This window comes from Flavobacterium sp. MMLR14_040, assembly GCF_033657265.1.
Classification (GTDB): Bacteria; Bacteroidota; Bacteroidia; order Flavobacteriales; family Flavobacteriaceae; genus Flavobacterium.
In genome coordinates this window covers 375695-396976 of sequence record NZ_JAWVWO010000003.1, presented here as the reverse complement: position 1 = coordinate 396976, position 21282 = coordinate 375695, and the positions used below count along the sequence as shown (strand labels likewise).

Genomic DNA, 21282 nt, shown 5'->3' with positions numbered 1-21282 from the left:
AAGCCTGCTTAGATTTACTTATATTACTTATATGGTTTATTTTTTTTACCACAAAAAGTGCTATTTTTGTTACAACTGACAAACCTAAACTATGAAAAAAACAATTCTTATAATGGCTATTACTACTGCAGGGATTTCATTTGGGCAAAATAATATTAAATATCCCGAAACTAAAAAAGGCGAAACTGTTGATGTGTATTTCGATACTAAAGTTAGCGATCCGTATCGTTGGCTTGAAGACGATAAATCTGCAGAAACTGGTGCCTGGGTAAAAGCCGAAAATGAAGTTACGTATGGTTATTTGGATAAAATTCCGTTTCGTGAAGAATTAAAAAAACGGATGGAGAAACTTTGGAACTATGAAAAAATAGGCGCTCCGTATACAGAAGGAAAGTTTACTTATTTTTCTAAAAACAACGGACTCCAAAATCAATCGGTTATTTATAGAAAAGATGAAAAAGGAAAAGAAGAAGTTTTTCTGGATCCGAATACTTTCTCTAAAGATGGAACGACATCTCTTGGCGGTTTAGATTTTTCTAAAGATGGAAATAAAGCTGCATATTCTATCTCTGAAGGCGGAAGCGACTGGAGAAAAGTAATCATTATTGATGCTTTGTCTAAAAAAGTTTTGGAAGATACTTTAGTTGATGTGAAATTTAGTGGTGTTTCATGGTTAGGAAACGAAGGGTTTTATTATTCTAGTTACGACAAACCAAAAGGCAGTGAATTATCTGCCAAAACAGATCAGCATAAATTGTATTTCCATAAACTTGGAACTTCTCAAAAAGAAGATAAAGTCATTTTTGGTGCCGATCAAAAACGTAGATATGTAGGCGGATATGTTACCGAAGACAATCATTATTTGGTAATTACAGCAGCCAATTCTACTTATGGAAATGAGCTTTACATAAAAGATCTGACCACACCCAACAGCTCGATTATCACAATTGTTGATAATTTTAACAGCGACAATGTTATTATTGATAACGAAGGAAGTAAATTATTCATCGAAACCGATTTTAATGCACCAAACAAACGCGTTGTATCTGTAGATTTCAGCAATCCGAAACCTGAAAACTGGAAAGATTTCATTAAAGAAACAGAAAATGTTTTAGCACCTTCAACCGGTGGAGGATACTTATTTGCCAATTATACAAAAGATGCTGTTTCATTGGTTTTGCAATATGATTATAATGGAAAATTAGTTCGCGAGATCAAACTTCCGGCCGTAGGAACTGCTGGCGGATTTGGAGGAAAAAAACATGAAAAAGTATTGTATTACAGCTTTACCAATTACACAACTCCGGGAAGTATTTTTTCTTTTGATCCAAAATCAGGCAAATCAGAAATCTATCAAAAACCTAAAGTAGATTTTAAAAGTGAAGATTATGAATCTAAACAGGTTTTCTACACTTCAAAAGACGGAACAAAAATCCCGATGATTATTACCTATAAAAAAGGGACAAAACTAGACGGTAAAAACCCAACGATCCTTTATGGTTATGGTGGATTCAATATTAGTTTAACTCCGGCGTTTAGTATTGCAAATGCAGTATGGATGGAAAACGGTGGCGTTTATGCGGTTGCCAATTTAAGAGGCGGTGGTGAATACGGCAAAAAATGGCATGACGCGGGAACAAAATTGCACAAACAAAATGTATTTGATGATTTTATCGCTGCTGCGAAATATCTAATTGCACAAAAATATACCTCATCTGATTTCTTAGCGATTCGCGGAGGTTCAAACGGAGGTTTATTAGTAGGCGCAACAATGACACAACGTCCTGACTTAATGAAAGTAGCATTGCCAGCCGTAGGTGTTATGGACATGTTGCGTTACCATACTTTTACAGCCGGTGCAGGCTGGGCTTACGATTACGGAACGGCACAGGACAATAAAGAAATGTTTGAATATTTAAAAGGATATTCGCCAGTACAAAATGTAAAAAAAGGCGTAAAATATCCGGCAACAATGGTTACAACAGGAGATCATGACGATCGTGTTGTTCCGGCACACAGTTTTAAATTTGCTGCAGAATTACAAGACAAACAAACCGGAGATAATCCTGTTTTGATTCGTATTGATGTAAAAGCGGGTCATGGTGCAGGAAAATCTGTTGCGGCTACAATTCAGGAAAATGTAGATATTCAGGCGTTCACGCTTTACAATATGGGATTTAAGGCTTTACCAAAAAAGTAAACTTTAGTCTATAATTATTATAGCCACTAGTTCACGAATTATTTCTGTGAATTAGTGGCTATATTTTTTTTGCCACAGATTAAGGGATTAGAATGATTTTACAATCTGTAAAGTTTTTTTTGCCACGAATTTCACTAATTTTCACTAATTAAATTCGTGAAATTCATAGCAAACCTTTTTACACAGCTTAAAAATAAAAATTCGGGAAAATTAGTGCAATTCGTGGCGAACTTTTTAAAGTTTTGCCTAACACATATTCTGCAGATTTGAGCAGATTTATTTAATTTGAAAATAAGATCTGCGCGAATCTGTTTAAATCTTTTTAAATCTGCGTGAAAAAATAATTCGTGAATTCGTGGCTTTTTTTAACGCAAAGAAATAGCGAAAATTTGTGCAATTCGTGGCAAACCTTTTTTAAATTTGAGAAAACTAAAAAAACCAAAAAATGAAAATTGTAAAATGGGGAATTATAGGTTGCGGAAATGTAACTGAAGTTAAAAGCGGACCAGGGTTTCAAAAAGCTCCGAATTCTGCCTTAGTTGCTGTAATGCGAAGAGACGCAAAACTTGCCGAAGATTACGCAAAACGTCATAATGTTCCCAAATGGTATTCGAATGCCGCAGATTTAATAAATGATCCTGAAGTCGATGCTGTTTATATTGCCACTCCTCCATCTTCTCATAAAGAATATACAATTTTGTGTGCCAAAGCCGGAAAACCGGTTTATGTTGAAAAACCCATGGCTTTGACATTTGAAGAATGCAACGAAATGATTAGCGCTTGCAAAGAACATAATGTTCCGCTGTTTGTGGCTTATTACAGAAGAAGTTTACCGAGATTTTTAAAAATAAAAGAACTAATCGATCAAAATAAAATAGGAACGGTTAGACATGTAAATTGTGTTTTGTACCATCCGTTTGAAGAGCGTTATGACGATGAAATCAATTTGCCGTGGACAGTTTTACCACATATTTCCGGTGGTGGAATATTTGTCGATCTGGCTTGTCATACTTTAGATTTTCTTGATTTTGTTTTAGGTCCGATTAAATCGGTTCGCGGGCATGCAAGTTCGCAACTCAAAGCATATCCTGCAGAAGATTCGGTTTCGATGTCGTTTTTATTCGAAAACGGAGTTCATGGAACTGGTTTATGGAATTTCGCCAGTTTTGAACGTTACGACAATACTGATATTGTAGGTGATAAAGGAAAAATATCTTTCTCTACTTTTGGAAATGATCCAATACATATTCAATACGCAAACGGCGAAAAAGAGAGCATTACAATTGAAAATCCATTACATATTCAGCAGCCCTTTATTGAAACTGTTGTTGCAGAACTTTTAGGAAATGAAGGAGCTTCTCCATCTAAAGGAACTTCGGGAGCAAGAACAACCTGGGTTATTGATGAAGTTTTGAAGGAGTTTAGAGGTTTAAAGTAATATTCATCATTGCGATGGACCGATTATCACACAATCTTGTCATCCCCAGGAACGAGGGATCTCCGTAAGTAGCTCGACAAAGATTGGTAACTTACTTTGCGGAATTTCTTGCGAGATCCCTCGTTCCTCGGGATGACAAACAAGAGGTAAAAGAAAAAGAGGATATTCATTAGAATATCCTCTTTTTTATAAACTATAAAATTCCTTTTAGAATTATAGGCTGTATCTTAAACCTAAAGTCAAACCTAAACCAGAAATTCCAACATAAGAACTAATATCATTCATAGCTTCATTAGGTCTAGTTGTGTCAGTAGTAACATTTGTTGTTGCTGTATTTGGATTAAACAAATAGTGATTAGAACCTGTGTTTAATTGCTTAACATAATCAACATGACTCGCAGAATATGAAGCATCAGGACGGAAATTAGTAGGCGTATTTAATTTATCTACTCCATTTTCTGTATATACTTCAGTTTCTTTAGTTTTTCCGTGAACAGTAAAGTTACGGTATTCTAATTCTCCAAAAATAGCAATGTGTGTTCCTAATTTATAAGATGTTCCTAATGCAGCCAAAAATCCAACTGTTGGGTTAGGTTTTACTACATCTTTAGCATAACTAGTCACAATACCTGCCGGAGTTGTATAAGTTCTATTTGTTTTAATTGTCAAATCTCCGTGAATAGGAACAATAACTCCTACTTTTGTGTAAGGTTCAAAACCGTGAGATTCACCTAAAAACAATACAAGCGCTGGAGCAACGTCAAAAGCCTGAATTTTTCCTACCGCTTTTCCAGTAGCAAAAACAGGACCAGCCGCAACTAATCTATTAGTAGTTTCAACCATAGTTTTACTAGCACTACTAAAATAGTTAACTCCTAATTCTACACCCAAACGAGTTGAAAAACGATATCCGGCAGTTAGACCTGTTCGGAAACCTTCTCCAAATGAACCATGATTTGTTTCTCTTGAAAGTAAAGTTGTACCATCCGCAGCATAAACATCTGTATTAGGCAATGCACCATTTACAATTGGAAATTCCGTTGCTGCTGTTTGAATAAAATATGATCCTCCTAATTTAAAATACCAGCTTTCTGGCTTATCTGCTGTTTCTGTTTGCGCCATTGTGGCCATAGAGCAAACTAATAATCCTAATAAAAATAGGCTCTTTTTCATAATTCTGATTTTAATTAATTTATACAAACTTAAAATAATTTAACATATTCTTGTACGGTGTAATACATTCCTTTGTACGAAAACGTTGTAATTTTGAGCAATATTACTAAAAAACTATTATGCATGCATAATTTTAACTTAAAAAAAATGCATTCTTCTAAATTTTAACTGTTAAAATTTAATTCAGCTTAAAATTTACCTGCATTTTTTCTAATTCCTGCAATAACTCTGTCGAAATCCTGATCTTTAATCGTCGGCTCGGCATTGTTAATTTGGTTACAACCTTTATTTCCTCTACTTCTTTTACTTCCTGCATTTTAGTTTCACTTAGTGCTACTTCGTTATCGTCATTTTCACTTTCATCAACAAAAACAGCATCTTCGGTTTCTTCAAACTCATTAGTTGTTTCTACCTCAACCAAACGCTTGATTTTCTCTAATTCCATGATTTCAAAAGTCACTGAATTATCTCCTTTATTATCATTAAATAAATGACTTAGTCTATGAATAAATTCTGTTTGAAGATCTTTTATATTCAACAACACAATTAATTTTTTAGCAAATACTTCAAGTATGTCCTGTAGCTGTCTAATTTCAACAAACTGCATTCTTGGGTCTGATTTTTTACCTGTATCGTGATTTACCCATCCGTCTTTAATTAATATCTTAAGGTAAGCAAAATTGTTCTGAATCAGGAAGTGACGGAACTTTAAATATTCTTCACCAAAAATCTTAAACTCAAAACTCTCATCATATCCTTCTAAATTAAATACTGCCCAGCCTTTTCCGTTCTTTGCAACACGATGCTGTACATTATTAATAATTCCGGCAAAGTTTAGATTTTTACCCACATATTCGTTCATGCTTTTCAATGCTTCTAATCTTGCGTTGCAGAAGTATTTCATCTCAAATCTAAAATCATCAAGCGGATGTCCAGAAAGATAAATTCCAACTACCTCTTTTTCTTTGGCCAGTTTTTCCATCGTGCTCCAGTCTTCACAAGGCGGAACAACAGGTTCTGCAATTTGTACTTCACTGGTTTCACCAAACAAACTTACCTGCGATGAATTTTCGTTTTCCTGAAATTTAGATCCGTAACGCATCGCTTTTTCATAAAACGTAATTCCATCGCCATCATCATGAAAATATTGCGCTCTTGTAGTTCCTTCAAACGAGTCAAAACCTCCGGCAAGTGCTAAATTTTCAATCGCTTTTTTGTTGGCTGCACGCAAATCAATTCGCTTAGCCAAATCAAAAATCGATTTATATCTTCCGTCTTTTCTATTTTCTACAATTGTTTCAACTGCTCCGGAACCAACACCTTTAATTGCCCCCATTCCAAAACGAACAGCATAATCATCGTTTACCGTAAATTTGTAGTAGGATTCATTCACACATGGCCCTAATACCTGTAAGCCCATACGCTTGCATTCTTCCATAAAAAAGGATACTTGTTTGATATCGTTCATATTATTAGAAAGAACCGCTGCCATATATTCTGCAGGATAATGTGCTTTTAAATAGGCCGTTTGATAAGCAATCCAGGCATAACAAGTCGAGTGCGATTTGTTGAAGGCATAACTCGCAAAAGCTTCCCAGTCTTTCCAGATTTTCTCCAGAATTTTGGCATCGTGACCTTTTTTTGCCGCTTGCTCGACAAACTTAGGTTTCATTTTATCAAGTACATCTTTTTGTTTCTTACCCATCGCTTTACGTAAAACGTCGGCTTCACCTTTTGTAAAGTCTGCCAGCGATTGCGACAAAAGCATTACCTGCTCCTGATAAACCGTAATTCCATAAGTTTCTCCTAAATATTCTTCACAGGCATCTAAATCGTATTTGATTTCTTCTTCGCCATTTTTTCTTCGAACGAAAGAAGGGATATACTCCAAAGGTCCCGGACGATACAAGGCATTCATGGCAATTAAATCTCCAAAAACCGTTGGCTTCAGATCTTTCATGTATTTTTGCATTCCTGGCGACTCGTATTGGAAGATTCCAACTGTTTCTCCTCTTTGGAAAAGCGCATACGTTTCCTGATCATCAATTGGAAAAGTATCAGGATCAAGATCAATTCCGGTTCTGTATTTTACCAGTTTTACGGTATCTTTTATCAGTGTAAGGGTCTTCAGACCCAAGAAGTCCATTTTTAGCAATCCTGCACTTTCGGCAACCGAGTTATCAAACTGCGTTACATATAAATCAGAATCTTTTGCGGTGGTTACGGGAACGAAATTCGTAATATCCGATGGCGTAATAATTACACCACAGGCGTGAATTCCCGTGTTTCGCATCGATCCCTCCAGAATTTTTGCCTGTTGAATTGTTTCTCCGGCCAAATCATCTTCATTGGCAATGGCGATTAATTCTTTTACGTTATCAAATTCATCAGATCGAAGGGCTTTTTTAACATCTTCTTCGTTTTCAGAAATAAAACGCGCCAAATTCCATTTTGAAGGCATCATTGCCGGAATCAGTTTTGCAATTCTATCGGCTTCAAATAATGGTAAATCCAATACACGCGCCGTATCACGAATCGCTGATTTGGTTGCCATTTTACCATATGTGATAATTTGAGCCACCTGATTTTTACCGTATTTATTGATTACATAATCCATAACACGACCACGACCCTCGTCATCAAAATCGATATCAATATCGGGCATCGATACACGATCCGGATTCAGGAAACGCTCAAAAAGCAAATCGTACTTTATCGGGTCAATGTTGGTAATTCCTAAACAGTAAGCAACGGCAGATCCCGCCGCAGATCCACGACCAGGCCCTACCGAAACGTCCATATTTCGGGCTTCGGCAATGAAATCCTGAACGATCAAAAAGTATCCCGGATAACCTGAATTTGAAATCGTCAGCAACTCAAAATCCAGACGCTCCTGAATCGATTCGGTAATTTCACCATATCTTTTTTTCGCACCCACCATCGTTAGATGTCGCAAATAAGCATTTTCACCTCTTACACCACCGTCTGCTTCATCTTCGGCAACAACAAATTCTTCCGGAATATCAAATTTAGGAAGCAATACATCGCGATAAAGGGAATATCCTTCAACCTTATCTACAATTTCCTGAATATTGATAATAGCTTCCGGCAAATCGGCAAAGAGTTTTTTCATCTCTTCTTCCGACTTATAATAGTATTCCTGATTTGGTAATCCGTAACGGTAACCACGACCGCGACCAATTGGCGTAGCTTGTTTTTCACCGTCTTTTACACACAATAAAATATCGTGCGCATTGGCATCTTCTTTATTTAAATAATAAGTATTATTTGTAGCAATTAATTTGACATTGTGCTTTTGGGAGAATTCGATCAGAGTCTTGTTAACACGATTTTCATCTTCCTGATTGTGTCGCATGACTTCCAGATAAAAATCATCGCCAAATTGTTCTTTCCACCAAATCAAAGCTTCTTCGGCTTGGTTTTCACCGATATTCAGAATTTTACTCGGAATTTCTCCGTATAAATTCCCGGACAAAACCATAATGTCTTCCTTGTATTTTTCAATAATTTTTCGATCAATTCTTGGAACATAATAAAAACCGTCTGTAAATGCAATCGACGACATTTTTGCCAGATTGTGATAACCGTTTTTGTTTTTGGCTAATAATACAACCTGATTTCCATTGTCTTTTTTGCTTTTATCTAAGTGATTATCGCAGACATTAAATTCGCAGCCTACAATTGGTTTTATTTCGGTTTCTGTTGGCTCTTCTCCGGCTTCAACCAAAGCTTTATTTTTACCAGAAGCTGCTTTGTTGTGGTTCATAACGGCGCTCACAAAATGGAAAGCCCCCATCATGTTTCCGGTATCTGTCATGGCTACTGCCGGCATTTTGTTTTTGGCTGTAGCCGAAACAATATTTGCAATACCTATAGTCGATTGAAGAACCGAAAACTGGGTATGGTTGTGTAAATGCGCGTATTTTGCCGCTTTAAAATCGGCTCTGTCTGATTCTGAAACCGTAGTTTGTACCTCATCAACTTGTAAAGCTTTTATTTGCTCTCTGATTTTATCAGAAGCTGCTTTTAAATTGATGTGTTTTAATCCGATTAACGGAAATTCCTGTGGATTTCTCTCTTGAAATTCTCTAAAATATTCTTTTGGAACATCCAGTTCTTCTTTCGTAAAAACTTCTCTTCTTACTAATTCAAGGAAACAACGTGTTGTTGCCTCAACGTCGGCAGTTGCGTTGTGCGCTTCCGCGAAAGGCTTATTAAAAAGATAACTGTGTAATTCTGTTAAGGTTGGCAGTTTGAATTTTCCTCCACGACCTCCCGGAAGTTGTAATAATGAAGCAGTAACTTCTGTACAAGTATCTAAAACCGGTAAAGAAGCCATTGTAGAATCAACGCCCATTCTATGGAATTCGGCTCCCATAATATTAACGTCGAAACCTAAATTCTGACCAACAATAAATTTGGTTTTGCTTAATGCGATATTGAATTTCTCCAAAACTTCGGCCAGCGTGATTCCTTCGGCTTCAGCCAATTCAGTTGAAATTCCGTGAATACGTTCGGCATCATACGGAATATTAAATCCGTCTGGTTTTACCAAATAGTCCTGATGCTCGATAAGCTTTCCCATTTCGTCATGCAGCTGCCACGCGATCTGAATACAGCGAGGCCAGTTGTCAGAATCGGTAATGGGAGCGTCCCAGCGTTTTGGTAATCCGGTTGTTTCGGTATCGAATATTAAATACATAGAGTTAAAATACAAAAATTAAGCTCCACATTCAAATTTTTACCATATAAATAATTGATTATATGGAGGATATAAATTTGCCTTATAGAAAATGGAGGAAGTTCAAAATTACGCTTTTTTTAAGCTAATGAAAAACGAATTATCAACAAAAAGCATTAATCAAAATCATTATTAGAAACTGTTAAAAACCAATAAAAATGATAAAATTTCGGTTATTTGATGTTAAAAACTTCTATTATTCATTTTGGATACTCATTGGTTCAAAATGAACACTTTTAACCGCTGCTCTCGCCTGAACTTTGCTTCATCAAATTAAAACAAATTATTATGAAAACAATTTTTATCACAGGCGCTTCATCCGGATTAGGAAAAGCTACAGCAAAATTATTCCACAATCAAGGATGGAATGTAATCGCAACAATGAGAAATCCTGAAAAGGAAGAAGAACTTTCGGGTTTAAAAAACGTGACCTTATTACCATTAGATGTTACCAATTATGATCAAATACAAAGCACAATTCAAAAAGCTATCGAATTAAGCGAAATTGATGTTGTTTTTAACAATGCCGGCTATGGATTAATTGGTCCTTTGGAAAGTTTTAGCGACGATCAGATTACCAAACAGCTTAACACTAATTTGTTAGGGGTAATTCGTGTTACCAATGCTTTTATTCCATATTTCAGAGAAAGAAAAAGCGGATTATTTATTTCAACAACTTCCATTGGCGGATTGATCGCGTTTCCCTTAGGGTCTGTATATCACGCAACAAAATGGGGTCTTGAAGGCTGGAGCGAAAGTATGGCTTATGAATTAAATCCGTTTGGGGTAAACATCAAAACTGTTTCTCCGGGAGGTATTAAAACAGAATTTTTACACGGCTCACTTGACACTGGGGTTAAACCTGAATATGAAGCAATGGCAAATAAAATGTTTGAAAATGTAGATGTAATGTTTGAAATGGCATCGACTGCAGAACAAATTGCCGAAGTTGTTTTTGAAGCAGCAACGGATGGAAAAACCAAATTGAGATATCTAGCCGGAGAAGATGCTAAAGCGCTTTACAAACAGAGACTTGAAGTAGGCGATGAAGTTTTTCGTGCTGAATTTGGGAAACAATTTTTGGGAGCATAATTTATTCTGATACCGTTCAGGTTTTGACAATCTGTACGGTATTCGTTTTTGATTTTTTATACCTTTATATCATGGAAAAGAAAAATAACAATCCGGCAAAAATTTCCTCTATTTCGCAGTTTCATAGTTTATTAAGACTGCCAAAACCGCTTCACCCTATGATCAGTCTGGTTGATAATACTCAACTTGTTATACATGGTGATTTAATTAACACCTCTTTTTTACTCGATTTTTATAAAATATCTTATAAATTTTCGACCAATGGAAAAATGGGTTACGGTCAGGGTTATTATGATTTTAATGAAGGAGGGTTGATGTTTGCTTCACCCAATCAATTGATTTTTACGGATAATCAGGAAGGAATTGAATATTTTGGCTTTACACTGCTTTTTCATCCTGACTTTATTAGAAATTATCCGTTAGGGAAAAACATCAAAAAATACGGTTTCTTCTCTTATGATACCAATGAAGCGCTGCATCTTTCTGACAGTGAAAAAACAACCATTATAGGGTTATTGACAAGCATTGACAACGAACTTCATACCGCAATAGACGAAATGAGCCAGGATGTAATTGTTTCATATATTGATGTTTTGCTTAATTACAGCAATCGCTTTTACAAACGTCAATTCATCACCAGAAAAACAATCAGCAGTGATTTATTACTAAAAGTAGAAGATACTCTTGATAATTATTTCAATAATGCCGAAACCTTAAAGAACGGATTACCAACAGTTGATTTTCTGGCTTCACAAATTAATGTTTCTACACATTACCTTAGCGACATGCTTCGTAATTTAACCGGACAAAATGCACAACAGCACATTCATTCAAAACTAATTGAAAAATCAAAGGACTTTTTGATTTCCACCAATCTTTCAGTGGCAGAAATAGCCTATCAATTGGGTTTTGAATATCCTCAGTCATTCAGCAAATTATTTAAAAAGAAAATTAGTCTTACACCATTAGAATTTAAAAATTCACTGAATTAATCTTCAAAATTATCCTAAAAAACATTCTCATCAAAACATAGTTTTTATTTTAAAAAACATAAAATTTCATAAAAATACACTTCTTGGATGTCGTAGTATTTAGACATTTTATTGAGTCTAAATAGTGGCTTAAAAAACAGCTTAAAAGCGCAAATAATCCATAAAAGCGTTCATTTCGAAAAGAAATCAAAAATAACAATTATTACTATTTTTATTCATTTTGTTACATATTTTTAAATTAATTATTATATTTTATAGTGATTATAAGATAAATTTGCAAACTATTAAAACAAAGAGCAATTAAACAAAATTAAAGCTAAAAAAGAAAATCAAAATCAATTTCTAAATCATTTTTCTGCCAAAATTTAATACACAAAAGCCCATTCGCAATTTGTATTTTGTTTTGGGTATCGTATATAATGAAATATTGAAATTGACGCATTTGTATCTTTTTTTACTTTTGTTTTGCTATTATAATAAACAGGAGATTGCTGTGATTATAGAAATTACAATTAAAAAAAATAAAAAATGAGTAAGACATTATTTGACAAAGTATGGGATTCACATGTAGTGCGTAAAATTGAAGATGGACCAGATGTGTTTTTTATTGACCGCCATTTCATTCACGAAGTTACGAGTCCTGTTGCTTTTTTAGGATTAAAAGCCAGAGACGTTAAGGTTTTGTACCCTGAGCGTACTTTTGCAACTGCAGATCACAATACACCAACCATAAACCAACATTTACCAGTTCAGGATCCTTTGTCAGCAAATCAGCTTCAAGCTCTTGAAGATAATGCTAATGAATATGGAATTTCTCACTGGGGATTAGGTCACATTAAAAATGGAATTGTACACGTAGTTGGTCCTGAAAACGGAATTACTTTGCCAGGTGCTACTATTGTGTGTGGAGATTCTCACACGTCTACTCACGGTGCTTTTGGAGCTATTGCTTTTGGTATCGGAACTTCTGAGGTTGAAATGGTGCTTTCTACACAATGTATCATGCAGCCAAAACCAAAGAAAATGCGTATTAACGTAAACGGTCAATTAAGCAAAGGTGTTGGTCCAAAAGACGTTGCTCTTTATATTATTGCACAATTAACTACTTCCGGAGGTACAGGTTATTTTGTTGAATACGCCGGAGATGTTTTCGAAAACATGAGTATGGAAGGCCGTATGACGGTTTGTAACCTAAGTATCGAAATGGGTGCCCGTGGTGGTATGATAGCTCCAGACCAGACTACTTTTGATTTCCTTGAAGGACGTTTATACGCTCCAAAAGGAGAAGCCTGGACGAAAGCAGTTGAATACTGGAAAACTTTAAAAACGGATGCTGATGCTGTGTTTGATGCTGAATTAAACATCAAAGCGTCAGACATTGAACCAATGATTACTTATGGTACTAACCCTGGAATGGGAATTGGTATCTCAAAACATATTCCGAATGCCAACCAGGTTGAAGGTGGTGAGGAAACATACAAAAAATCCCTTGCTTACATGGGCTTCCACGAAGATGATGTGATGATTGGAAAACCAATTGATTACGTTTTCTTAGGAAGTTGCACAAACGGACGTATTGAAGATTTTAGGGCTTTCGCCGAAATTGTAAAAGGAAGAAAAAAAGCAGATAATGTTACCGCTTGGTTAGTTCCGGGTTCTCACGTTGTTGAAGCTCAAATTAAAGAAGAAGGTATTTTAGATATTTTGACAGAAGCTGGTTTCGTATTACGTCAGCCTGGATGTTCTGCTTGTTTGGCAATGAATGATGATAAAGTTCCTGCTGGAAAATATGCAGTAAGTACTTCAAACAGAAACTTTGAAGGACGTCAGGGTCCAGGTTCAAGAACGCTTTTAGCAAGTCCAATTATGGCTGCGGCTGCGGCTGTTACAGGAAAACTAACGGATCCGAGAGAACTTTTTTAATTTTAGATTGAAGATTTTAGATTTTAGATTTCACCGTGTGTCATTTATCTTCTAAAATTCTTCAAAGAAAAATTGATTTACATTATTTAATACAAAAACATTTTAGCTTCTAAATTTTAAGTTTTCAAAAGAAAATCTAAAATCTAAAATCTAAAATCTAAAATTCCAAAAAATGGCATACGATAAATTTAATATACTTACCAGCAGCGCAGTGCCGTTGCCAATTGAGAACGTAGATACAGATCAAATCATTCCGGCTCGTTTCCTGAAAGCTACAAAACGTGAAGGTTTTGGAGACAATCTTTTTAGAGACTGGAGATACAACGGAGATGATACTCCAAAAGCTGATTTCGTTTTAAACGATTCAACTTATAGCGGAAAAATATTGGTTGGAGGAAAAAACTTCGGTTCAGGATCTTCAAGAGAGCACGCTGCATGGGCAGTTTACGATTATGGTTTTAGAGCTGTTGTTTCAAGTTTCTTTGCTGATATCTTTAAAGGAAACTGTCTAAATATTGGTGTTTTACCAGTTCAGGTTAGCCCTGAATTTGCTGATACAATCTTTAAAGCAATCGAAGCTGATCCAAAAACAGAATTAGAAATTAACTTACCAAACCAAACGATTACTTTATTGGCAACTGGTCAATCAGAATCTTTTGCAATCAACGGATACAAAAAGAACAACATGATCAATGGCTTTGATGACATTGATTATTTACAAAATATTAAGGAAGATATTGTGGCTTTCGCCGATAAACTTCCTTACTAAAAAATCAGGTTCAGTCCTATGAGACCCGGCAGGTTTTTGAAATCTGCCGGGTCTTTATAAGTTAAACCAAAACAACACAACTAAAATTTTACTTCTAAAGAAATTTAGAATATCAATATGGAAAAAAGAAAAATTGAAATAATGGATACGACGCTTCGTGATGGTGAACAAACCTCGGGAGTATCTTTTTCTGCTGCAGAAAAACTGACCATTGCACAATTGTTGTTGGAAGAATTAAATATTGATAGAATCGAAATTGCATCTGCACGCGTAAGCGAAGGCGAATTTCAGGCCGTAAAAGGTATTACATCCTGGGCAACCGAAAAAGGTTATATTAATCGTATTGAAGTGCTTTCGTTTGTAGACGGAGGTGTTTCGATTGACTGGATGAAAAAAGCCGGTGCAAAAGTGCAAAATTTGTTGACCAAAGGCTCAATGAATCACTTAACGCATCAATTGAAAAAAACGCCGGAACAGCACTTTTCTGAAATTGCCCAAATCATTGCTTTAGCAAAAGAAAATGATATTGAAACCAATGTTTATCTGGAAGACTGGAGCAACGGAATGCGAAATTCTCCTGATTATGTTTTTCAATTTCTGGATTTTTTAGCAACACAACCCGTTAAAAGAATTTTACTTCCGGATACTTTGGGGGTTTTAATTCCTTCTTTGGCTTTCGAATTTATTTCAAAAATCAGAGTAAAATATCCTAATATTCATTTTGATTTCCACGCTCATAACGATTACGATTTAAGTATTGCCAATGTTATGGAAGCCGTAAAAGCCGGTATAAACGGACTTCACGTTACCGTAAACGGAATGGGAGAACGCGCCGGAAATGCGCCGCTAGAAAGTACGGTTGCCGTAATAAATGATTATCTGCCAGAGGTAAGCATCAACATTAAAGAAACTTCTCTTTATACAGTAAGTAAATTGGTAGAAACTTTTACAGGCTACAGAATTCCCGCAAACAAACCAATTGTTGGTGATAATGTTTTTACACAAACTGCCGGAATTCATGCTGACGGAGACAATAAAAACAATTTATATTTTAATGATTTGCTTCCGGAACGTTTCGGCAGAAAAAGAAAATATGCGCTTGGAAAAACTTCAGGTAAAGCCAATATCGAAAAAAATCTTCAGGAATTAGGTTTAAAATTAAATCAGGAAGATTTGAAATTGGTTACTCAAAGGATAATTGAGCTCGGTGATAAAAAAGAAACCGTTACAAAAGAAGATTTGCCATACATTATTTCAGATGTTTTGGACAGTCATACTTATCAGGATAAAATTACAATCGAATCTTATGTATTAATGCATTCAAAAGGCATGCGTCCGTCTACAACTTTGCTGCTAAAAATCGACGACGAAATTATCGAAGAAAGTGCACAGGGCGACGGTCAGTTTGATGCTTTTATGAATGCTTTGTCTAAAATATACAAAAGCAAGAAACTAACGCTTCCAAAACTAATTGATTACGCAGTAAGAATTCCGCCAGGAAGTAGTTCTGACGCCTTGTGCGAAACGATCATCACCTGGACAAACAACGGAAAAGAATTTAAAACCAGAGGATTAGATTCTGATCAAACCGTTGCAGCAATTATTGCAACGCAAAAAATGCTGAATGTAATTGCTTAAGATAGTTGCAAAGGTTCAGAGCTACAAAGGCACAGAGGTTTTTAATACCTGCTTTTAAAAACTTTGAACCTTTGCTCCTTTGTCGCTTTTAATCTATAAAACAATAATTCCTTAAAAAACAAAGATTCTGACTATTTTTGCGACCCAAACCTATATTAAATAATGAAACCTACTTTTACAATTATTATTTTTATTCTGTTTTTTTGTCGCGGTTACAGTCAGACTTACAAACCATTTGATACGATTTCATTCGAAAAAAGGAAACTCTTTTTAAAAGAATTCAAAAGTCGTAATGACCAAAAAATCAAAGAAATAAAAAAAACTTATTCTGGAAAAGTGAGTAAGGAAATGGAAGCCGTGTACAAAAGCCAATTTGAAGATTTTTCCAGAACAATTGACAACAAAGAACTTTATTTTGATGATAATCTTCAAAATTACATTCAAAAAATATTGACCGAAATTACAAGAAATAATCCTGTTTTAGCCGACAAAAAGATCTCTGTATATTTTTCCCGAGATCCTGAAGCAAATGCATATAGTATTGGTGACGGCACCATTATCTTTAATCTGGAACTATTAAAGTACTTAAACGATGAGGCCGAAATAGGATATATTATTTGCCATGAAATAGCGCATTATACATTAAATCACAGAGATAAAAGTATTGAAAAAGAAATTTCGTCTCAAAATTTAAAAGATGCAAAAGCGCTTGAAAAAGACTTGAAAAAATCCAAATTCAATAAACAAATCAAGTCAGAAAGTTTTGCGAAAAACAGTATCTATTCACGAAAAAACAGATCTCGCCTTCAGGAATTTCAAGCAGATTCATTAGGGCTGGATTATTTTAAAAAAACCAATTACAATAGTGCGTCAAGCATTAATTTATTAAAACATCTTTCAAAAACGGATATAGAAACAGATAGTTTGCCGAGAGTTAGTTATCCTAAAAACTTCACAACTAAAAATCAGAAATTTATTAAGGAATGGGTTGCTATGGAGGATTACTCTAAATACTCTTATTCTAAAGAAAACATATTTAAATGGGATGTTGATTCGTTAAAAACACATCCTAATTGCGAGCAGCGCATTGAGAAGATAAACAAACTTGTAAAAAACAGTAAGACAAATTATTATGCCGATAAAGCTTTTTTTGATGATTTGAAAAAGAGAATCGAATACGAGCAGATATACAGTAATTATTATATTAAAAACTATGGATTAAGTCTTTATGATGCTCTTAAACTAAAAGAAAAAAATCCGAAAAGTGTTTATTTAAAAGAAATGATTGCTTCAAATCTTGATGCTTTGGCTAATGCCAAAAAAGAAATGAGAATCAACTCTTATATACCATCCATAAATCCGACTGAACAAACAAAGAGTCAGCAATATTATTTCAATTTCGTAGCGAATTTAACTTTATCTGAATTAGAACAATTAGCTTTGGATTATAAAAACTAAAACACCAAATCAATTAATATATAAAAGCCTGCTTATTCCTTATGAAAAAAACTTACTTATTATTTTTGCTACTGCTCACGTCATTTTGTTTTAGTCAGTCTTATACTGTTTTAAATGCTACGGCAGGAGAATTTATGGCTTTTCGACCAATATATGAAGATACCGATCTTTTTGGTTATGTAGAATTACGCAAAATGAATATTGATGAAAACAATAATAACACCATAAAATATATTGTATTGGATAAAAACTTCAATACAGTATGTTCAGGAAATCTAACCGAAAAAACTTCTAATTCAAAACGCCTAAAAAAACTAGTTGATATTCAGTATGCAGAGGGTTTTATTTACTTTGAATTTTACGAATATTCACAAGCTTTTGGACAAGATGCTTTTCCTTATTTTAAAACCTATCAAATTGTGGATTTAAAAAAGAACAGCATTGTAAACAAAGGAATATACAATCCCGATGTAAAAGATATTGACAAACAATATGACAAAATAGATACAAAAGGTTATTTCTGTTACTCTTTAGACAAATCTGGTTTTTTGATTCAAAGAACAGATTATAAAGCTAAAATTGCGAATGAACATAACAGCTTTTATGCAGTAAATTTTAAGAATGAAAAAATTTGGGAATATAAAAGCACACGCGAATTAAAAAAATACGATACAAATTTTACCGTTGTTAATTACAATGAAAAATACATCGTTTTAAAAGGTTTCTATAAAAAAGGAAACAAGGTAGAAAATGTACACTTTTTAGTATTAGATTCAAAAACAGGAAAAGAAGTTTTCTATAAAGAAGTTTCAAAAGAATACACGCAAACTACAGATTACACTTATTTAATTGAAGATAAAATCTATACCGGAGGAAGATATTTTGAAAAAAACAAAGAAGGTCTTTATGTCTCAGACAAATCCTTTGGAATATATCAATATGTATATGATCTTAAAACCAGCGAAACGGTAAGAGAGAAATATGTTAACTATGAAAGCTTTACAGATTTAGATGTCAATAAATATGGTAAAATTCATGGAGAAGGTCATTTAACATTTCAAAAATGCAACCTTAATCCAGACGGAACTTTTTTTGTTCTGGCCGAAGCTTACTGGGAAAAACAAAATTATCGCGCATACACCCAACTATACACTTTTAAAATGGACAAAGATTTTAATCCCGTTAAAACTGTAAAATACGAAGTAAAGCGTACAAGAGGATACAAATATGATTTTGCACAGCGTTTAGCAAATAATTCAGGAAGAGCCTATTTCTTTTTTGACAAGAATGACGATAAAGATCTAGAATTGAATATTTTAAATTATTATTTTAAATCACAAAAACAAGTAATTCAAAAAATGCCAATTACTAATGACGATAGTGTCATTAACGTTTTTCCAGCCAAAAGTGGCTATGTAGGAATTGCAGAGTACTTTAAAAAACCGGAGAAAACCGGAAAATTCATGGAAGTGCGATTGGAGAAATTAAATTATGAACGTGAATAAACCCGATTATCTATTAACAATTATATAAAACCATTAAATATGAAATTTAATATAGCCCTTTTAGCAGGAGACGGAATTGGTCCTGAGGTAATTAATGAAGCTGTAAAAGTATCTGATGCTATTGCCAAAAAATTCAATCACGAAATAACATGGACACCAGCTTTGACCGGAGCTTGTGCAATCGACGCCGTTGGAGTTCCTTATCCTGATGAAACGCACGAAGTTTGTATGAAAGCAGATGCAGTTTTGTTTGGAGCAATCGGACATCCAAAATACGATAACGATCCAAGTGCGCCAGTTCGTCCGGAGCAGGGATTATTGCTGATGCGTAAAAAATTAGGATTGTTTGCAAACGTACGCCCGACTTTTACTTTTCCTTCTTTAATTGATAATTCTCCTTTAAAAAGAGAAAGAATTGAAGGAACTGATTTGGTTTTCTTAAGAGAATTAACTGGCGGAATTTACTTTGGAGAAAAAGGTAGAAAAGACGGTGGCGAAACTGCTTTTGACAATTGTGTTTACACAAGAGCCGAAGTGCAGCGTTTGGCTAAAAAAGGTTTTGAACTTGCAATGACTCGTAGTAAAAAATTATGTTGTGTTGATAAAGCAAACGTTTTGGAAACTTCACGTTTATGGAGAGAAACAGTTCAGGCAATGGAAAAAGATTATCCTGAAGTTATGGTTTCTTATGAATTTGTTGATGCTGTTGCTATGCGTTTGGTTCAATGGCCAAATTCTTATGACGTATTAATTACAGAAAACTTATTCGGAGATATTTTAACGGATGAAGCTTCTGTAATTTCTGGTTCAATGGGACTAATGCCTTCTGCTTCTGTTGGAGAACATACTTCATTATACGAACCAATCCATGGATCTTATCCTCAGGCAACCGGATTAAATATTGCTAACCCTTTAGCAACTATTTTATCTGCAGCCATGATGTTCGAAGATGCTTTTGGTTTAAAAAATGAAGCTGAAGCTATTCGTGCAGTTGTAAACAAATCATTAGAACAAGGAATTGTTACAGAAGATTTGGCTCCAAAAGGATCAAAAGCATACAAAACCAGCGAAGTTGGAGATTGGCTTGTTGCGAACTTATAGTTAATTTTTGTTTCAAGTTTCAGGTTTCAGGTTTTCCAACTTGAAACTTGAAACAAAATAAACCTGAAACAAAATTTACCACAAAAAAAGGGATCAACTTTCGTTGATCCCTTTATATATTTAGAAAAAAATATTAATATCCTCCTCTACCACCACGGTCATTTCCACCACGGCTGTTTCCTCCACCATAACCTCCGCGTGAATCTCCACCACGACTGTTATTGTTGAAGCTTCTTCTTTCACCTTCAGGTTTCGGTTCAGATTTATTAACCACAATTGCACGACCTTGAACAGTAGCTCCGTTCAATTCATCAATTGCTTTTTGAGCTTCAGCATCGTTTGGCATCTCAACAAAACCAAAACCTTTGCTTCTTCCTGTAAATTTATCAGTAATGATTTTAACTGAATCTACTGCTCCGTAAGCCTCGAAAGACTCTCTTAAATCTGCTTCCTCAATACTGAATGGAAGACTTCCAACAAAAATGTTCATATGTACTTATTTATAATAATATAGCAAATGTAGTCTTATTTTTCTCTAATCTACTATATATTAGTTTATTTATGTTTTTATTTTGATTTTAAAAAGCAGAATTCAATAAAAATGGCTAATGATTATTAAAATGTTAATTAGCATTGAAATTAGAGTTAGCAGAAACCGGCACTTTATAAAAAACCCCTTCAGAAAAATTGATCTGTGTTTTTTCAGTGTTTTCGCTGTTAGTATTTACTGCGTTAAACTTAAATGTTCCTGAAATAGTATTGTTTTCAGCATTATATTCTGTAATCACGATCTGGCCACTTCCTCTATTAGGACCTGTCGTAAACTCTTCTGTTTGGGTTGAAAGAGTATTAGAATAAGACGCTTTAGAAATGTCATTTTCTCCAAGAATATAGGTTTGCGGTGACAGAGAATTAGTTTGCAATGTTACTTTTTCAAATCCTAAATATCCTTCTATAATTAAATTACCTGTAGCCGTAGTATTTGCTTTATAATCTTGGGCTCTCCAAAAAACATTGTCTTTTAAGGTTTGAAATGCCGGATTATTAAATTTCACATCTTCGGTACAAGAGGTGATCATAAAAATTAATGAAAACAAATAAAGGTACTTTTTCATAGAAATGAATTTTAAGACAAAAATATTGCACTGGCTATAAATATTTTAAAAACTTCAGTAAATACAACAAAAAATTAAGGAAATTTACTTTAACATATTTAATACTCTTTCGAACG

The 21282-nt window shown here is 34.5% G+C and carries 14 protein-coding genes; 10 read left to right on the top strand and 4 right to left on the bottom strand.

Annotation, left to right across the window (positions count from 1 at the left end):
- Nucleotides 1–91 precede the first annotated feature (91 nt).
- Together SD960_RS06880 and SD960_RS06875 are read left to right on the top strand one after the other, a co-directional pair.
- Nucleotides 92–2200 carry a prolyl oligopeptidase family serine peptidase gene (locus SD960_RS06880; protein WP_318801759.1) on the top strand — a complete coding sequence of 703 codons (2109 nt, stop codon included), beginning with the start codon at nt 92–94 and terminating at the stop codon, nt 2198–2200.
- 445 nt (nt 2201–2645) lie between these two features.
- The gene (locus SD960_RS06875; RefSeq protein ID WP_318801758.1) at nt 2646–3638 is read left to right on the top strand and encodes a Gfo/Idh/MocA family oxidoreductase; all 993 of its coding nucleotides are present in this window, start codon (nt 2646–2648) and stop codon (nt 3636–3638) included.
- 213 nt (nt 3639–3851) lie between these two features.
- Here SD960_RS06875 and SD960_RS06870 read toward each other — a convergent pair whose 3' ends face one another.
- Nucleotides 3852–4811 (bottom strand): outer membrane beta-barrel protein, encoded by a 960-nt coding sequence (locus SD960_RS06870; RefSeq protein ID WP_318801757.1) that lies wholly within the window; start codon nt 4809–4811, stop codon nt 3852–3854.
- Between the two features lie 178 nt (nt 4812–4989).
- Nucleotides 4990–9534, bottom strand: a complete 4545-nt coding sequence (gene dnaE, locus SD960_RS06865; RefSeq protein ID WP_318801755.1) for a DNA polymerase III subunit alpha — start codon at nt 9532–9534, stop codon at nt 4990–4992.
- Nucleotides 9535–9861: 327 nt separating this feature from the next.
- Between dnaE and SD960_RS06860 the strand changes: the two genes are divergently transcribed.
- From SD960_RS06860 to leuB, 8 genes are all read left to right on the top strand, one after another.
- Complete coding sequence (locus tag SD960_RS06860; protein ID WP_318801754.1) at nt 9862–10665, top strand: SDR family oxidoreductase; 804 nt, start codon at nt 9862–9864, stop codon at nt 10663–10665.
- A gap of 71 nt (nt 10666–10736) precedes the next feature.
- Nucleotides 10737–11657: a helix-turn-helix transcriptional regulator gene (locus SD960_RS06855; protein WP_318801752.1), complete on the top strand. Its 921-nt coding sequence runs from the start codon at nt 10737–10739 to the stop codon at nt 11655–11657.
- Between the two features lie 528 nt (nt 11658–12185).
- Nucleotides 12186–13580 (top strand): 3-isopropylmalate dehydratase large subunit, encoded by a 1395-nt coding sequence (gene leuC, locus SD960_RS06850; protein WP_318801751.1) that lies wholly within the window; start codon nt 12186–12188, stop codon nt 13578–13580.
- A gap of 172 nt (nt 13581–13752) precedes the next feature.
- Nucleotides 13753–14349, top strand: a complete 597-nt coding sequence (leuD, locus tag SD960_RS06845; protein WP_026982656.1) for a 3-isopropylmalate dehydratase small subunit — start codon at nt 13753–13755, stop codon at nt 14347–14349.
- A 117-nt stretch (nt 14350–14466) separates the two neighbouring features.
- Nucleotides 14467–15987 (top strand): alpha-isopropylmalate synthase regulatory domain-containing protein, encoded by a 1521-nt coding sequence (locus SD960_RS06840; RefSeq protein ID WP_318801748.1) that lies wholly within the window; start codon nt 14467–14469, stop codon nt 15985–15987.
- Between the two features lie 162 nt (nt 15988–16149).
- Nucleotides 16150–17445, top strand: a complete 1296-nt coding sequence (locus SD960_RS06835) for a M48 family metallopeptidase (protein ID WP_318801747.1) — start codon at nt 16150–16152, stop codon at nt 17443–17445.
- A gap of 41 nt (nt 17446–17486) precedes the next feature.
- The gene (locus SD960_RS06830; RefSeq protein WP_318801745.1) at nt 17487–18950 is read left to right on the top strand and encodes a DUF6770 family protein; all 1464 of its coding nucleotides are present in this window, start codon (nt 17487–17489) and stop codon (nt 18948–18950) included.
- A 39-nt stretch (nt 18951–18989) separates the two neighbouring features.
- A complete protein-coding gene (gene leuB, locus SD960_RS06825) occupies nt 18990–20051 on the top strand; it encodes a 3-isopropylmalate dehydrogenase (RefSeq protein WP_318801743.1) in 1062 nt (353 codons plus the stop codon).
- Between the two features lie 133 nt (nt 20052–20184).
- On the opposite strand, the gene SD960_RS06820 is transcribed toward leuB, so the two are convergent.
- Together SD960_RS06820 and SD960_RS06815 are read right to left on the bottom strand one after the other, a co-directional pair.
- The gene (locus tag SD960_RS06820) at nt 20185–20541 is read right to left on the bottom strand and encodes an RNA recognition motif domain-containing protein (protein ID WP_095385521.1); all 357 of its coding nucleotides are present in this window, start codon (nt 20539–20541) and stop codon (nt 20185–20187) included.
- 133 nt (nt 20542–20674) lie between these two features.
- Complete coding sequence (locus tag SD960_RS06815; RefSeq protein ID WP_318801741.1) at nt 20675–21166, bottom strand: DUF6252 family protein; 492 nt, start codon at nt 21164–21166, stop codon at nt 20675–20677.
- Nucleotides 21167–21282: the final 116 nt, after the last annotated feature.

What these genes read in the sequence shown, in the direction of transcription:
- SD960_RS06875 (WP_318801758.1), top strand. Translation starts at nt 2,646, where the DNA reads ATGAAAATTGTAAAATGGGGAATTATAGGTTGCGGAAATGTAACTGAA.
- leuD (WP_026982656.1), top strand. Translation starts at nt 13,753, where the DNA reads ATGGCATACGATAAATTTAATATACTTACCAGCAGCGCAGTGCCGTTG.
- SD960_RS06870 (WP_318801757.1), bottom strand. Translation starts at nt 4,811, where the DNA reads ATGAAAAAGAGCCTATTTTTATTAGGATTATTAGTTTGCTCTATGGCC.
- SD960_RS06830 (WP_318801745.1), top strand. Translation starts at nt 17,487, where the DNA reads ATGAAAAAAACTTACTTATTATTTTTGCTACTGCTCACGTCATTTTGT.
- leuB (WP_318801743.1), top strand. Translation starts at nt 18,990, where the DNA reads ATGAAATTTAATATAGCCCTTTTAGCAGGAGACGGAATTGGTCCTGAG.
- SD960_RS06880 (WP_318801759.1), top strand. Translation starts at nt 92, where the DNA reads ATGAAAAAAACAATTCTTATAATGGCTATTACTACTGCAGGGATTTCA.
- SD960_RS06815 (WP_318801741.1), bottom strand. Translation starts at nt 21,166, where the DNA reads ATGAAAAAGTACCTTTATTTGTTTTCATTAATTTTTATGATCACCTCT.
- SD960_RS06840 (WP_318801748.1), top strand. Translation starts at nt 14,467, where the DNA reads ATGGAAAAAAGAAAAATTGAAATAATGGATACGACGCTTCGTGATGGT.
- SD960_RS06855 (WP_318801752.1), top strand. Translation starts at nt 10,737, where the DNA reads ATGGAAAAGAAAAATAACAATCCGGCAAAAATTTCCTCTATTTCGCAG.
- SD960_RS06820 (WP_095385521.1), bottom strand. Translation starts at nt 20,541, where the DNA reads ATGAACATTTTTGTTGGAAGTCTTCCATTCAGTATTGAGGAAGCAGAT.
- SD960_RS06835 (WP_318801747.1), top strand. Translation starts at nt 16,150, where the DNA reads ATGAAACCTACTTTTACAATTATTATTTTTATTCTGTTTTTTTGTCGC.
- dnaE (WP_318801755.1), bottom strand. Translation starts at nt 9,534, where the DNA reads ATGTATTTAATATTCGATACCGAAACAACCGGATTACCAAAACGCTGG.
- SD960_RS06860 (WP_318801754.1), top strand. Translation starts at nt 9,862, where the DNA reads ATGAAAACAATTTTTATCACAGGCGCTTCATCCGGATTAGGAAAAGCT.
- leuC (WP_318801751.1), top strand. Translation starts at nt 12,186, where the DNA reads ATGAGTAAGACATTATTTGACAAAGTATGGGATTCACATGTAGTGCGT.